12 protein-coding genes are annotated in these 14,292 nt (G+C 65.8%); 9 read left to right on the forward strand and 3 right to left on the reverse strand.

Annotated elements, in window-relative coordinates; genetic code table 11:
• Positions 1-23: 23 nt before the first annotated feature.
• From M0208_RS05360 to M0208_RS05380, 5 genes are all read left to right on the forward strand, one after another.
• Positions 24-2,255 (forward strand): TonB-dependent siderophore receptor, encoded by a 2,232-nt coding sequence (locus tag M0208_RS05360; RefSeq protein ID WP_258890698.1) that lies wholly within the window; start codon positions 24-26, stop codon positions 2,253-2,255.
• Positions 2,256-2,371: 116 nt separating this feature from the next.
• Positions 2,372-4,183, forward strand: a complete 1,812-nt coding sequence (locus M0208_RS05365) for a DUF885 family protein (RefSeq protein WP_258890699.1) — start codon at positions 2,372-2,374, stop codon at positions 4,181-4,183.
• 102 nt (positions 4,184-4,285) lie between these two features.
• Complete coding sequence (otsB, locus tag M0208_RS05370) at positions 4,286-5,008, forward strand: trehalose-phosphatase (RefSeq protein WP_258890700.1); 723 nt, start codon at positions 4,286-4,288, stop codon at positions 5,006-5,008.
• A complete protein-coding gene (locus tag M0208_RS05375) occupies positions 5,005-6,786 on the forward strand; it encodes a glycoside hydrolase family 15 protein (protein WP_258890701.1) in 1,782 nt (593 codons plus the stop codon). The genes otsB and M0208_RS05375 overlap by 4 nt, the downstream gene beginning before the upstream one ends.
• The gene (locus M0208_RS05380; protein ID WP_258890702.1) at positions 6,768-8,168 is read left to right on the forward strand and encodes a trehalose-6-phosphate synthase; all 1,401 of its coding nucleotides are present in this window, start codon (positions 6,768-6,770) and stop codon (positions 8,166-8,168) included. The genes M0208_RS05375 and M0208_RS05380 overlap by 19 nt, the downstream gene beginning before the upstream one ends.
• On the opposite strand, the gene M0208_RS05385 is transcribed toward M0208_RS05380, so the two are convergent.
• A complete protein-coding gene (locus M0208_RS05385; RefSeq protein ID WP_258890703.1) occupies positions 8,169-9,224 on the reverse strand; it encodes a phosphotransferase family protein in 1,056 nt (351 codons plus the stop codon).
• A gap of 95 nt (positions 9,225-9,319) precedes the next feature.
• Here M0208_RS05385 and M0208_RS05390 point away from each other — a divergent pair, with 95 nt between their 5' ends.
• On the forward strand, positions 9,320-9,976 hold the full coding sequence (locus M0208_RS05390) for a TetR/AcrR family transcriptional regulator (protein ID WP_258890704.1): 657 nt from the start codon (positions 9,320-9,322) through the stop codon (positions 9,974-9,976).
• Here the strand turns inward: M0208_RS05390 and M0208_RS05395 are convergent.
• Positions 9,973-11,079, reverse strand: a complete 1,107-nt coding sequence (locus tag M0208_RS05395) for a GNAT family N-acetyltransferase (RefSeq protein ID WP_258890705.1) — start codon at positions 11,077-11,079, stop codon at positions 9,973-9,975. The two genes, M0208_RS05390 and M0208_RS05395, sit on opposite strands and share 4 nt — an antisense overlap.
• Positions 11,080-11,160: 81 nt before the next feature.
• Here M0208_RS05395 and M0208_RS05400 point away from each other — a divergent pair, with 81 nt between their 5' ends.
• Genes M0208_RS05400 through M0208_RS05410 form a run of 3 tightly spaced genes read left to right on the forward strand, consistent with a single transcriptional unit; the run spans position 11,161 to position 13,869 of the window.
• Positions 11,161-11,610 carry a DUF2721 domain-containing protein gene (locus M0208_RS05400; protein ID WP_258893170.1) on the forward strand — a complete coding sequence of 150 codons (450 nt, stop codon included), beginning with the start codon at positions 11,161-11,163 and terminating at the stop codon, positions 11,608-11,610.
• A gap of 11 nt (positions 11,611-11,621) precedes the next feature.
• Complete coding sequence (locus M0208_RS05405; protein WP_258890706.1) at positions 11,622-12,857, forward strand: MBL fold metallo-hydrolase; 1,236 nt, start codon at positions 11,622-11,624, stop codon at positions 12,855-12,857.
• Between the two features lie 55 nt (positions 12,858-12,912).
• The gene (locus M0208_RS05410) at positions 12,913-13,869 is read left to right on the forward strand and encodes an endonuclease/exonuclease/phosphatase family protein (protein ID WP_258890707.1); all 957 of its coding nucleotides are present in this window, start codon (positions 12,913-12,915) and stop codon (positions 13,867-13,869) included.
• 8 nt (positions 13,870-13,877) lie between these two features.
• On the opposite strand, the gene M0208_RS05415 is transcribed toward M0208_RS05410, so the two are convergent.
• Positions 13,878-14,264 (reverse strand): VOC family protein, encoded by a 387-nt coding sequence (locus M0208_RS05415; protein WP_258890708.1) that lies wholly within the window; start codon positions 14,262-14,264, stop codon positions 13,878-13,880.
• Between the last annotated feature and the right edge of the window lie 28 nt (positions 14,265-14,292).

Consider the following 14,292-nt stretch of genomic DNA (forward strand, 5'->3'; position numbering starts at 1 on the left):
CAGCGCGATGACGGGGGAAAGACATGAAGCTGATCACCAGGCTCGCGCTGGGCGCCGCCGCGCTGCCGCTGACGCTATCCGTCGCGCAGGCGCAGGACGTTCCTGCCGATCGGCCAGCCCCCGCGCCCGCCCAGGAAACCTCCGCCCCCGAAACCTCCGCAGACGTCATCGTCAATGGCACGATCCAGTTCCGCGACCGCACCGCCGATCCCAATCCGGTCCTCTCCTACGACCTCGATTACTTCCAGCGCTTCGAACCCGTCTCGGTCGGTGAGATGCTGAAGCGCGTGCCCGGCGTCACCTTCACCTCCGACGTGCTGGAATATGACGGCCCGCAGTTCCGCGGCCTGCCCGCGGGCTATACGCAGGTGCTGATCAACGGCCGTCGCGCGCCGGGCGGCGAGGCCGACCGCAGCTTCTTCGTCGATCGCATCCCCGCCGAGCTGGTCGAGAAGATCGAGATCGTCCGCTCCCCGCGCGCCGATCAGCCGAGCGAAGGCGTCGCCGGATCGCTCAACATCGTCACCAAGGAAGCCGCGACCTTCGACGGCGGTTTCGCAAAGGCCGGCGCGCTGATCAACAAGGACGGCAAGGTCCGCCCGTCGCTCGCCGGGGCCTATGCCGGGCGACTGGGCGAGGACACGACCTTCTGGGCGGCGGTCAATTATCAGGAACGCCGCAACCCGAAGAAGAAGGTGTCGCTGCGCTTCGACGACGTGACCAGCGGCCCGCTCGACGAGACAAATCCGGTGTTCAACAACACCGAACTGCAGAGCGACACGCGCGACGGCAGCGACCTGTCGGGCAGCGCCGAGATTCGTCACGGCTTCGGCGACCGCGGGTTCGTGCGGCTGCAGGGCTTCTTCGTCGACACCGACCGCGAGGAGTTCGAATCCTCGACCATGTTCGAGGGGCCGGACCTCGATTTCGACGGGATCGAGACGCAACTGGAGGAGATCGACCAGCAGACCTACACGATCACCGGTGACGCGCTGATCCCGCTCGGCGGCGTCGACCTCGGCCTCGCCGCGGGCTGGTCCGGCTACCGCGAGAACACGACCGCGACCGTGATGGTGGGCGAGAACGCCGACGACCTGACCGACCTCGAACTCGACGAGATCACGACGATCGGCATCAAGGACGACGAATATAGCGGCACGGTGAATCTCGGTTTCGGCGAGAGCAACGCCCGTTTCAAGGTCGGCATCGACCTGTTCCGCAAGAACCGCAACGGGCTGAACGACGGCGATTTCCAGAGCGGCATCTTCAAGATCGAGGAAAACCGCTACGATCCCTATGCGCGCGTCACGCTGGAGCCGACCGCGCAATTCACGATCGACGCGGGCGTGCGGTACGAAATCACGCGTCGCACCGTCAGCGGCGATGCGGTGCCGACGACTGACTTCAAGGCCGAAACGCTGAATCCGTCGCTCCACCTGCGCTACGCGCCGACCGCGAACGACCAGTTCCGCGCCTCGCTCGCACGCACCGTGCGCCGCCCGAACTATGATTTCATCTCACCGTTCGAGGACGAGGAAACACCCGGCGACGACGATGCGACCCGCGGCAATCCCTCGCTCCGCAACGAAAAGGCGTGGGGGCTGGACGTCGGTTACGAACGCCGCCTCGGCGGGCGCGGGATCATCGGCATCAACACCTTCTATCGCGACATCACCGATGTGATCGAACTGGTCGCGATCGGCGACAATGGCGACGGGCAGTTGTTCACGCCGCAGAACATCGGCGACGGCAAGACCTGGGGCCTGGAGATCGACCTTTCCGCGCCGCTGACCGCGATCGGCGCGCCCGACACCGGCATCTTCGCCAATTACACCTATCTCGACAGCGAAGTGACCGACCCGTTCACCGGGCAAAAGCGCCAGTTCAACAACCAGCCGCACCACATCTACAACGCAGGCTTCATCCAGACCGTCCGCGCCGCGAACGCCAGCTTCGGCGCGACCGTATCGGGCCGCAGCAAGGCATCGGCGTCGAACTTCGACGAAACCGTCGACCTGCGCTACGGCGTCGATCTCGAGGCGTTCGCGGAAAAGCGCTTCGGCAAGAATTTCGTGCTGCGTTTCTCGGTCCAGGACATCCTGCGCCGCACGAAATCGGAGGATTACCGCAAGTACGACGGCGACAGCTACGACGAAATCCTCGCCAATCGCGCCGCGGGCGACGTCGACGAGTTCGAGCTCGAACGCGAGAACGCCGGGCCTTTGTACCAGGTAACATTGCGCGCTGCATTCTGATCCTCCCCGTGTCGGGGAGCAGTGACCGTATTACCCCGCTAAGCCACTTTCCCGTTGCGGCAACGCGGCGAGAGGCATATCCCGCGCGGCATTCCTCCCGACCAAAGGTGCTGTTCATGCGTTCGACCGCTCTCGCCCTCCTGCTCCTCGCCAGCACCGCCACACCCGCCGTTGCGCAGCAGGTGCCGCCCCCCGTCGCGATGCCGGGCGACGGGCCGGAGGATGCGAAGCTGAAGACGCTGTTCCACGAAAGCGACGAAGCCAGCCTGAAGCGAAATCCGATCTCGGGCATCTTCCGCGGCGACCTGCGCTACGCCGACCGGCTCGGCGACTACCTGACCGACGCCAACATCAACGCCGAACGCGCCGCGAGCGAAAGCGACCTGACGCGCCTTAAGGCGATCGACCGCACGAAGCTGACGCCCACCGACCAGATCGCCTACGACGTGTTCCAGAACCAGACCGAGATCGCACTGCGCGGTCTGACGCCCGAAATCGTCGCGCTGACGATTGTCCGTCCGATCGATCATTTCTTCGGCTATCAGACCTTTTATCCCGAATTCGCCTCGGGCACCGGCGCTGCGCCGTTCAAGACTTTGGTGGATTACGAGAACAACTTGAAGCGCAACGTCGAATATGCGCAGATCATGGACCGCGCGATCGTGCGCTTCCGCGAAGGCATGAAGGCGGGCGTCGTCCAGCCGAAACTGGTCGTCGACAACATGATCGGCCAGTTCGACAATCTGATCGCGCAAGGGATCGAGGGATCGGTCTTCTACGCGCCCGTGAAGACCTTCCCCGCCACGATCAGCACCGCCCACCAGACCCGACTGCGCGCGGCCTATGCGAAACAGGTGCGCGAGGTGATCCTGCCCGCGCATCAGCGGATGCGCGATTTCCTCAGCAAGGAATACCGCCCCGCCGCGCGCGACAGCGTCGGGCTGGGCCAGATGCCGGGCGGCCCGAAGCTGTACGAATATCTGATCGAATCGAACACCACGCTGCCGCTGAAGGCCGAGGAGGTTCACCAGCTCGGACTCTCCGAAGTCGCGCGCATCCTGCGCGAGATGGAGGCGCAGAAGACCGCCGCCGGGTTCAAGGGCACGCTGCCGGAATTCTTCACCTATCTGCGCACCGACAAGAAATTCCAGCCGGCGTCGAAGGATCAGGTGCGGCTGGGTTACGAAGCCATCGGCAAGCGCGTCGATCAGCGCGTGCGCGAACAATTCTCGCTGATCCCCAAGACCCCGCTCGAAATCCGCGCCGTCCCCGCATTCAAGGAAAAGACCGAGGCCGGCGGTTCGTATCAGGGCGGCACGCCGGACGGATCGCGGCCGGGCGTATTCTACTATAATTCCTACGACTTACCGTCGCGTTACCTGTGGACGATGGAGACGCTGTACCTGCACGAAGCGGTGCCGGGGCATCATTTCCAGATCAGCCTGGCACAGGAAAACGCCGCGCTCCCCGCCTTCATGCGCTTCGGCGGCAACACCGCCTACGCCGAGGGCTGGGGGCTGTACGCGGAGAGCCTGCACAAGGAACTCGGCGTCGAAACCGATCCGTATCAGCGCATGGGCGGGCTGAACGACGAGATGCTGCGCGCGATGCGGCTGGTGGTCGACACCGGCATCCATGCGAAGGGCTGGACCCGCGATCAGTCGATCAAATACATGCTCGACAATTCGCCCATGGGTAAGACCGACGCCACCGCCGAGGTCGAACGCTATATCGCCATCCCCGGACAGGCGCTGGCGTACAAGGTCGGGCAGCTGACGATCTCACGGTTGAAGGCGAAGGCGCAAAAGGATCTGGGCGCGAAGTTCGATCCGCGGAAGTTCCATGCGCAGGTGCTGGACACGGGCGCTCTGCCGATGCCGGTGCTGGAAAAGAAGATCGATACTTGGATCGCTGCCGGCGGAAAATAGCACGGCAGCGAAACGAACGTAACGGTTCGCGCATTAGGGGAGTGTCGGGCTACCGACGCTCCCTTTTTTGTTGAGACCCGTCACGTCGTGAATTCTGCCGTCATGCTCCCCCCGCCTCCCGCCAACCTGCTCGAGGGCGCGGCGCTGTTCCTCGATTTCGACGGCACGCTGGTCGATCTCGCCCCCACGCCCGATCTCGCGGCCGTCGATGAGCGGCTCGCCACACTGATTGCGGGCCTTGCGACAAAATTGAACGGCCGCATCGCAATCATCAGCGGGCGGCCGGTCGCGGGGATCCTTGCCCTGTTCGGCGACCTGCCGATCGCAATCGCGGGAAGTCACGGTCTGGAGGTGCGCGGATCGGACGGAGCGTTGGCGCGAACGGAACGACCCGCCGCGCTCAATCGTATTCTTGCTGCAATGCATCAATTCACCGAAACCCGCCCCGGCCTGCTGGTCGAGGCAAAACCGCTGGGCGCCGCGCTCCACTACCGCACCGCACCCGCCCACGAAGCGGACGCTCAGGCGCTGGCGTCCGACCTCGCCGCACAGACCGGCCTCCACCTGCAGACCGGCAAGATGATGGTCGAACTGCGCGTCGGCGGCGCGGACAAGGGCAGCGCGCTGCGCCGCCTTATGGAAACCCCTGCGATGGCTGGCGCGAAACCCGTCTTCATCGGCGACGACGATACCGACGAGCCAGCGATGGTCGCCGCCGCAGCGCTGGGGGGCGCGGGCATCCTGGTCGGCGCGCCCCGCCCGACCGCCGCCGCGTATCGCCTGCCGGATGTCGCCGCGACGCTCGACTGGCTGGAAACAGCATGACCAGCCTCGATCTCTGGCCGATCGGCAATTGCCAGGTCAGCGCGCTCGTCGACCGTACCGGCCGCTTCGTGTGGGGCTGCGCACCGCGCGTCGACGGCGATCCGTTGTTCTCGGCGCTGCTCGGCGGCGACGAACCCGCGGCGGGCTATTGGAGCATCGAGCTTGAAGGCGTCGTCAGCACCGAACAACGCTACGAACGCAACACCCCCGTCCTCGTCACGCGCCACACCGATGCCGCGAGCAACGCGATCGAGGTGGTGGATTTCTGCCCGCGCCACGAACGCATGGGCCGCAGCTATCGCCCGGTCGCTTTCGCGCGCATCGTCCGCCCGGTCGCGGGCAGCCCGCGCATCCGCGTATCGCTGCGCCCGACGTCCGATTGGGGCAAGTCGAACGGCGAACGCACGACCGGATCGAACCACGTCCGCTTCCGCCTCGGCGACGACCATTTGCGGCTGAGCACCACCGCCCCGATCGGAATGGTGACGGAGGAACGCGCATTCCGCGTCGAACGTCCGCTGCACTTCTTCCTCGGCCCCGACGAAAGCTTCGTCGGCGATCTGTCGGCCAGCGTCGACGATATGCTGACGAAAACGGTCCACCACTGGCAAGAATGGGTCCGCGGCCTCGCCATCCCGCTCGAATGGCAGGACGTCGTCATCCGCTCGGCGATCACGCTGAAGCTGTGCCAGCATGAGGAGACCGGTGCGATCGTGGCGGCGCTGACCACCTCGATCCCCGAACATGCGGGGTCGCAGCGCAACTGGGACTATCGCTACTGCTGGGTGCGCGACGCTTATTATACCGTGCAGGCGCTGAACCGACTCGGCGCGCTCGACGTGCTGGAGGGCTATCTCGAATACCTCCGCAACATCGTCGACGGCGCGGCGGGCGGGCATATCCAGCCGCTGTACGGCGTGCTCGGCGAGGCGGTGCTGGAGGAACGCGTCGCCCCCGCCCTGCCCGGCTATCGCGGCATGGGACCGGTGCGCGTCGGCAATCAGGCCTATGAGCAAATCCAGCACGACGCCTATGGCCAGATCGTGCTGTGCAGCGTTCACGCCTTCTTCGACCGCCGGATGTTCCGCGTCGCGGGCGTGGAGGATTTCGAGTCGCTCGAACGCGTCGGCGAACGCGCGTGGGAGCATCACGACGCCCCCGATGCGGGACTGTGGGAGCTACGCACAAGGCAAAGCGTCCACACCTATTCCTCCGCGATGTGCTGGGCGGCGTGCGACCGCCTCGCCAACGCTGCGACTGCGCTCGGCCTGACCGAGCGACACGATTTCTGGCAGGACCGCGCCGACCGCATCCGCGCGCGGATTGAGGAGGCGGCATGGCGTGCCGACACCAACCGCATGTCCGCGACCTTCGCGGGCGACGACCTCGACGCGAGCCTGATCCAGTTGCTCGACCTGCGGTTCTTCACCCCCGACGATCCGCGTTTCCAGGGTACGCTGACGGCGGTCGAAGAGGGGCTGCGCCGCGGATCGTTCATGCTGCGCTATGCGACCGAGGATGATTTCGGCTTGCCCGAAACCGCGTTCAACGTCTGCACCTTCTGGCTGATCGAGGCGCTGCACTTCACCGGCCGCAGCGCCGATGCGCGCGCCTTGTTCGAGGAGATGCTAGGGCGTTGCACCGCCGCCGGATTGCTGTCCGAGGATATCGACCCCGTGACCGGCGAATTGTGGGGCAATTACCCGCAGACGTACTCGTTGGTCGGCATGATCAACTGCGCCGCGTTGCTGAGCAAACCGTGGAGTTCGATCCGCTGAGCCGCCTGATCATCATCTCCAACCGCGTCTCCGCTCCCAAGGGGACCGAAACCGGCGCGCAGGGTGGCCTCGCGGTCGCGCTGTCGTCCGCGCTGCGCGAGACCGGCGGCATCTGGTTCGGCTGGTCGGGTGAGCGCACCGACGAATTCACCGGCCATATCGATCTGCAACGCAATCAGGGCGTGACGACCGCGACGATCGACCTGGAGGATCAGGACATCGACGAATATTACAACGGCTACGCCAACCGCACGCTCTGGCCGCTGTTCCATTACCGCGTCGATCTGGCCGAATATGAGCGCGATTTCGCGGGCGGGTACAAACGCGTCAACGAACGCTTCGCCGACACCGCGGTCCCGCTGATCGATCCGGCCGACGCAATCTGGATTCAGGATTATCACCTGTTTCCGCTCGGCGAGGAATTGCGCAAGCGCGGTTGCAAGAACCGCATCGGCTTCTTTCTCCACATCCCGTGGCCCCCGCGCCGGTTGCTGTCGATATTGCCCGAGGCGCGCGCCCTGGTGCGGTCGTTGTTCGCCTATGACGTGATCGGTTTCCATACCGACGAATGGCTGCAGGCGTTCGTCGATTTCGTCCGCGACGAACTCGGCGCGAACGTCGGAGACGGCGTCGTGACGCTCGACGATCGGACCCTTCGCGTCATCGCCTGCCCGATCGGGATCGACGCACAGGAATTCGCCGATCTCGCCGCCAGCGTGAAGGGCCGCCTCGCCTATCGCCGGATGCGCGACAGTTCGGTCGGGCGCGACATGATCGTCGGCGTCGACCGGCTGGATTATTCGAAGGGGCTGGAGGAACGCTTCCTCGGCTACGAACGCTTCCTCGTCGAACATCCCGAGGAGCGCAAGGAAGTGTTCCTGCTGCAGATCGCGCCCCCATCGCGCGGCGAAGTCGGCAGCTACCAGAAAATCCGCAGCTCGCTGGAGCGGCTGGCGGGCCGCATCAACGGCGCGCACGCCGATACCGACTGGGTGCCGATCCGCTACGTGAACCAGGGCTACGGCCGCGACGAACTGGCCGGGGTCTATCGCGCCGCCAAGATCGGACTCGTCACACCGTTGCGCGACGGGATGAACCTCGTCGCCAAGGAATATGTCGCGGCGCAGAATCCCGAAGATCCCGGCGTCCTGATCCTGTCGCGCTTCGCGGGCGCGGCAGAGCAATTGCGCGATGCGGTGCTGGTCAATCCATACAGCGCAGAGGAAATCTCCGACGCGATCCTGCTGGCGCTGCGAATGCCGAAGGAAGAACGCATCCGCCGCTGGTCCGCGATGATGGAATCGATCACGACGCAGGACGTGTCGTGGTGGCGCAAGACCTTCACCGACGCGTTGCTGGCGGAAGAATGCACGCCCGCCTGACTATCGCCCGATCCGGCGCAGCGCGCGGTGGAACAGCGAGATCGTGTGCGCGTGGAGCGCATCGCCGATCGGCTTCGGGGTCAGCCCGGCGCAGGCGCGCGCGTGGCTGCCCTCCAGGATCGCGCCCAGCTTGAACGGCGCGAGCACGCTGTACCAATGCGCATCCGCCGCGCTGCGCCCGGTCGCGCCAAGGTAGCGGTCGACGATTTCCTCCAGCGACGGAAACCCGTCCCACGGCGTCACCGACACCCGCGTTTCGGCCTCGTCGGGGTCGCGCCACGTCGCGGTCAGCCAGCCGAGATCGAGCAGCGGATCGCCGCGGCTCGCCAGTTCCCAGTCGACGATCGCCGCCAGTTCCGGCGCATCGTTGCGGTACATGACGTTGGCGAGGTGATAGTCGCCGTGGATCAGCCCCGGCTGCATCGTCGCGGGCCGGTTCGCCTCCAGCCAAGCACAGATCGCATCGACATCTGGCAGCGCCTCCAGCCCGGTCCACCCATCGAACTTCGCATAGCCGTCAAGCTGCGCCCGCCACCGCGGCACCTGCCGGTCGAGCCATCCGTCCAGCTTGCCGAGATCGCCCAGACCCCGCTCATGCGGATCGATCCGCGACAGCGCGATCGCGCCGTCGACGATCGCCTCCCCCATCCGCCGCCGCAGCGCCGCGTCGCCCGCATGAAGCGTCGGCAGCGCGACGGTCGCGTTGAAGCCCTCGACCGGCTCCATCAGGTAGAAGGCCGTCCCCAGCACCGCCGGGTCGCCGCACCCGGCGATGAATTCGGGATGCGGCACATCGGTCCCGCGCAGCGCGGCCAGCACCTTCATCTCGCGCCGCATCACCTCGTCGCTCTCGGGCCGCGGGCGGCGCGGCGGACGGCGCAGGACATATTCACGACCAGCACGAACGAAGCGCAGCAGGATGTTCTGCGTGCCGCCGCCCAGCGTCGCGGCATCCTCGATCGGCCCAGCGCCCAGCCCCTCGCGGTTCATCCACCGCGACAGCGCGTCGAGGTCGATCAACTCGCGCCACGCCTCGCGATCATGCGCCAGTCCCACGCATCTCTCCCGCTCTGTTTCAACGGGCGTAACCACCCGCCCGATCTAAGTCGAGTGGCTTGCCGAGTGCGGACGGATCGACGATGCTCCACCGCATGGACCTCGCCCGAACCCAAACGCTTACGCGCGGCGGCGCGACCCGCAACGAACTGAAGCGCGCTGCACGCCGCCTCTTCGCCGAACGCGGCATCGCGGCGGTCGGGATGCGCGAAATCGTCGAGGCGGCGGGCCAGCGCAACGCAGCGGCGGTGCATTATTATTTCGGCAGCAAGGACGATCTGTTGCGCGAATTGCTGATCGACGGCGCGCAACTGATCGACGAAGGCCGCCGCGTGATGCTTGACGCGGCGGAGGCGGCGGGAGAACCCGGCCTGCACGCGATCGTCCGGGCGGCGGTGTTGCCCAACATAGACCTGGCCGGCGAGACGGGCGAGAACGAAACCTATTTCCGCTTCATCGTCGGCGTCCAGAATGAACGCCGTCAGTGGTTCAGGGAAACCGTGCGCGGCGACGCCTCGATCGGTTACGCGCGCTACATGGCGCACATCCACCGCCTGCTCGGGCATCTGCCGACACCCATCGTCAATCAACGCATCCTCTTCGCAGGCCTCTCGTTGCAGACGTTGCTGGCCGCCCGCGAAGCCGCGCTGGACGCCAGCGACACCGGCGATCACCATTTCTGGAGCCGCCCCGAAGCGCTGGAGGGGCTGATCGATACGGTGGAGGCGATCCTGCGCGGACCGTTGCGCTAACCCCGCCGCAGGATCGCCGCATGGGTCGGCGGCCGTCGCCGCCACAACGGCGACAGCAACCGCGCCGCCAGCGTCATGGCGCCCGGCCGCACGAACAACCAGTCGCGGATTTCACCTGCGGGCGTTGCGCCGATCGTGCGCTTGTAGCCGCTGTCCCCCGCGCCCCAATCGACCTCAGTCATCCCGCGCGCCTGCGCGTCGACCAGATTGCGATAGTATAGCAGTTTCCCTGGTGAATGTTTCGCGAACTGCGGATCGTAACTGTTTGCGATCGCGTATTTCAACGTGCCCGCATCGAGATCGAAACTGAACGCGGCTGGCTTGCCGTCCACCGTCAGCAACGCCGCGCGCATCATCCGCGCCAGCACGGGATCCGCCGCCGCCGCGCGCCAGAACGCGCCGTGCCCGGTATCGGTGAACTTCGCATCGCTGCCGTCGGTCAGGTCCGCGATCCAGCTGACCCGCTCGACCTCCGCCAACGCATCAAAACCGTCAGGCCAGTCCGCCCCGCCGACAAAGCGCCAGTTGAGTGCGCCATGCGCCGCCAGATGCTTTTCGTGGAAACGGTTCTTGCGCAGCGTCGATCCGCGCGGCCAAGCGCCTTCCTGCCCCGCCATATCCAGCGCAAAGCGTTCGGCGACGAACCGGTCGATCACCTTCCATCCCTTCGCCCGCGCCGCCGCGACCAGCGCCGCGACCGACGGATCGCCATCATAGACCGGCCCGACCCGCATCGCGCGAATATGCCGGGCCAGCGTCTCTATCGCTACGTCGAGCGCCTCGTCCCCCGCATCAAGCGCCAGCCCGAATCCGCGGAACGGCCAATAGCAGCCTGGCACGCTGGCCAGCCTCAACGCCGGATGCCCGACCGCGACCAGCGGCAGCGTCAGCACCGGCGTGTCTTCGGCGGTCACCACCAACGTTCGCGCCGCGCCGCCGTAGGCCGCCAGCGCCGCGACATACCATTGGTGGCGCAGGAACGCGTGCGTGGCCGGTCCCGCCTCCGCCACGCGATCGATCGCGGTCGACAGCCCGTCGACCAGATGCGCGCGCACGGTGCGCGGCAGGCGCGTGAATTCGGCGAGCGACAGGGCCTTGGTCATCGCGAACGCCATAGCGAACCAAGGTTACCGACCGGTTCGCACTTGCCCCCGCACCGCGCGACCGCCAAAGATTTTTCCGTGCTGCAATATTCCCCCGAAGTCTCGACGATCGCGCAGACGATCCAGCTATCGCTCAGTCCCGTCTTCATGCTCGCGGGCATCGGCGCGCTGCTGAACGTGCTGGCCGGCCGACTGTCGCGCGTCGTCGATCGCGCGCGCACGCTGGAAGGCCTGCACCCCCGCACGACCGGACCGGAACACGACCGTCACGTGTGGGAGCTGCGGTTGCTCGACCGCCGCATCTCGATCATCAACTGGGCGCTTTTCCTGGCGGTCAGCAGCGCGGTGTTGACGTGCGCGGTCGTCGCCCTGTTGTTCATCGCCGAACTCGCCAGCCTGCACATCGGCCAATATGTCGCGGTCGCCTTCATCGGATCGATGACGCTGCTGATCGCCAGCCTGATCTGCTTCATGTTCGAGGTGCGCGTCTCGCTGGGCGCGATCCACGTCCGCGACGAACTGCTGAAATAAAGGAAGCCGGTTTGCCGCTAGTCCTGAAGCTCGTCGGCGCGACATTGCTGTTCCTGATCGTCGCGGCGGCGCTCGCAATCACGATCGTCCCGCGCTTCCTCGACCGGATCTATTACGACGGGCGGGAAAGCGACCATTTCGACGGCGCGCGCTTCTTCAATCCCGATGGCGTGGACGATACGCTCGCCCCGCCGACCGGCGGCAGCCGCGCGGGGTTCTTCTGGCGGTATTTCACCGGCAGCGACGGGCGTCCGCCGTGGCCCGCCTCGGTTCCCGTGACCCCGACAAAGCCCGCCGCACGGATAGAGGGCGAGCGGATGGTGGTGACGTGGGTCGGCCATGCCAGCGTGTTGATCCAGACGCAGGGCCTGAACATCCTGACCGATCCGGTATGGGCGAACAGCGCCGGACCGCTCGGCCTCGGCCCGAAACGCGTCGCCGCGCCCGGCGTGCGGCTGAACGACCTGCCCAAGATCGACCTGATTCTGGTCAGCCACAATCATTATGATCATCTCGACAAAGCGACGCTCAAGCAACTGTGGGAGCGCGATAAACCGCGCATCGTCACCAGCCTTGGCAACGATAGCATCATCGCGCAGGTCGGTGCCCGGGCAACCGCGCTCGACTGGGGAGAGGCGGAGGTATTGGGGGGCGACGGCTGGAGAACGGAGCGCGGAATTCCGCAGTGCGATCCGGACGGCGCCTGCCCCGGAGATCGCCTCTCGGTATTCGTCATGCGCAACCACCATTGGAGCAGCCGCTGGTTCGCCGACCGCAACCGGGCGCTGTGGTCCAGCTTCGTCGTCACGCTTCCCTCGGGCGGTAACCTTTTCTTCGCGGGCGACACCGGACTCGGCGACGGGAAATGGCCCGCCGAGGCCGCGGCGCTTGGACCGATACGCCTCGCCCTGATCCCGATCGGCGCGTTCCGCTTCGTGCCGGGTCAGATGGGCTCGGGCAGCCATATCGGTCCGATCGACGCGGTGCGCGTGTTCGACCGGCTTGGAGCCGCGCGCGCGATACCGATCCATTGGGGCACGTTCCGGCTCAGCTACGAGGAGCGTGAGACGCCACCGAGGATGCTCGACCTGCTGCTGCGTTGCACCGGCGGCGATCCCGCGCGCTTCGCGCCCGCGGCGTTCGGCGAGCCCGTCGAGATCGCACTCTACACCGCGCCGACGCAGCGCCCGGACGAAAGCCTGCTAGCGACGTGCGCGGACCGGCCGGAGATCAAGGCGCTCCGCTGATCCGCTGTCCGCGCAGACCCGACTCTGCTATCGTCCGCATCTGGGGAAAGCTGCCATGTTTCACGGCAACGTCAGTCTGGAGATCGCCGAGGGGCTGAAGCTGCTGCGCCGTCGCATCGAAACCGCAAAGATACCGCCGTCGCAACTCGACGAAACGCTCAACATCGCCACTTGGAACATCCGCGAGTTCGGCCGCCGCCGCCGCAGCGAAGCCGCAATCCACTACATCGCGGAAATTATCGGCCAGTTCGACTTGGTCGGCGTCGTCGAACTGCGCGACCGGCTGCAGGATCTCGAACGGATACTGCCGATCCTCGGGCCATATTGGGACGCCGTCTATTCGGATGCGATTCTCGACGCGGGGGGCAACCGTGAGCGCATCTGCTATCTCTACGATCGCCGCGCCTGCTCCTTCAACGGGCTGGCGGCGGAGGCCAGTCCCCCGCGCAAGAAAAGCGGCACCGAATATGTCGCCGACAGCGGCTGGTGGCGCGCGCCGTATATCGCTTCATTCAAGGCCGGGAATTACGATTTCCTGGCGCTGACCGTCCACATCCGCTGGGGCGACGACGATGTCGCACGAGAGGCGGAAATCCGCGGCGTGGCGAACTGGATCGCGGCCAAGATGGACGCCAAGGCGGGGGAGGATCAGGACTGGATCGTGATGGGCGATTTCAACATCCCCGGCCGCGACAGTCCGATGTTCGCCGCGCTGACCTCGACCGGCCTGACGATCCCCCGCGCGCTGCTGAAGGACGAATTCGGATCGAACCTGGCGCGCGACAAACGCTACGACCAGATCATGCACCTCACCCGTTTCGCCGATGATTTCACGCTGGCCGGCGGCGTGCTCGATTTCTACGCCAGCGATCACAAACCATTGTTCCCCGATCTCACGAAGGAACAATTCACCTATCAGCTATCCGATCACCTACCGCTCTGGGTCCAGATCAGGACCGACATCGACGGGCAATTGCTCGATCAGATCATCCAGCGCAAACGCGGCGATTGATCGCGGCGCTACCCGAGCTTGAAGACGCACAGCTTGTTGCCGTCCAGGTCGCGGAAATACGCGCCGTAGAAACCCATTTCCTCCGGCGCACGCAATCCCGGCGCGCCCTCGTCCGTTCCGCCTAGTTCGATCGCCTTGGCGTGCACCGCGTCGACCTGCCCACGATCGCCCGCCGCCAGCGCGACCATCGTGCCGTTGCCGGGCGTCGCGCTGCCGCCGTCATAAGGCTTGCCGACGCCCAGCATCGGCTTGTCCATATCCACGCCGTAAAAGGTCAGCTTCTGTTCGTCGGGCAACTGCATCAGCTGCTTTCCGCCGAGCGTCGGCAGAAGGGCGTCGTAGAACGCTAACGCACGATCGATGTCGTTGCTGCCCAGTGTCGCATAACCGATCATCACACTCTCCCATTATATGACGTATGCA

The sequence above is a fragment of the Sphingomonas sp. SUN019 genome (assembly GCF_024758705.1).
GTDB lineage: Bacteria > Pseudomonadota > Alphaproteobacteria > Sphingomonadales > Sphingomonadaceae > Sphingomonas.

What these genes read in the sequence shown, in the direction of transcription:
- M0208_RS05360 (WP_258890698.1), top strand. Translation starts at nt 24, where the DNA reads ATGAAGCTGATCACCAGGCTCGCGCTGGGCGCCGCCGCGCTGCCGCTG.
- M0208_RS05365 (WP_258890699.1), top strand. Translation starts at nt 2,372, where the DNA reads ATGCGTTCGACCGCTCTCGCCCTCCTGCTCCTCGCCAGCACCGCCACA.
- otsB (WP_258890700.1), top strand. Translation starts at nt 4,286, where the DNA reads ATGCTCCCCCCGCCTCCCGCCAACCTGCTCGAGGGCGCGGCGCTGTTC.
- M0208_RS05375 (WP_258890701.1), top strand. Translation starts at nt 5,005, where the DNA reads ATGACCAGCCTCGATCTCTGGCCGATCGGCAATTGCCAGGTCAGCGCG.
- M0208_RS05390 (WP_258890704.1), top strand. Translation starts at nt 9,320, where the DNA reads ATGGACCTCGCCCGAACCCAAACGCTTACGCGCGGCGGCGCGACCCGC.
- M0208_RS05395 (WP_258890705.1), bottom strand. Translation starts at nt 11,079, where the DNA reads ATGACCAAGGCCCTGTCGCTCGCCGAATTCACGCGCCTGCCGCGCACC.
- M0208_RS05410 (WP_258890707.1), top strand. Translation starts at nt 12,913, where the DNA reads ATGTTTCACGGCAACGTCAGTCTGGAGATCGCCGAGGGGCTGAAGCTG.
- M0208_RS05415 (WP_258890708.1), bottom strand. Translation starts at nt 14,264, where the DNA reads ATGATCGGTTATGCGACACTGGGCAGCAACGACATCGATCGTGCGTTA.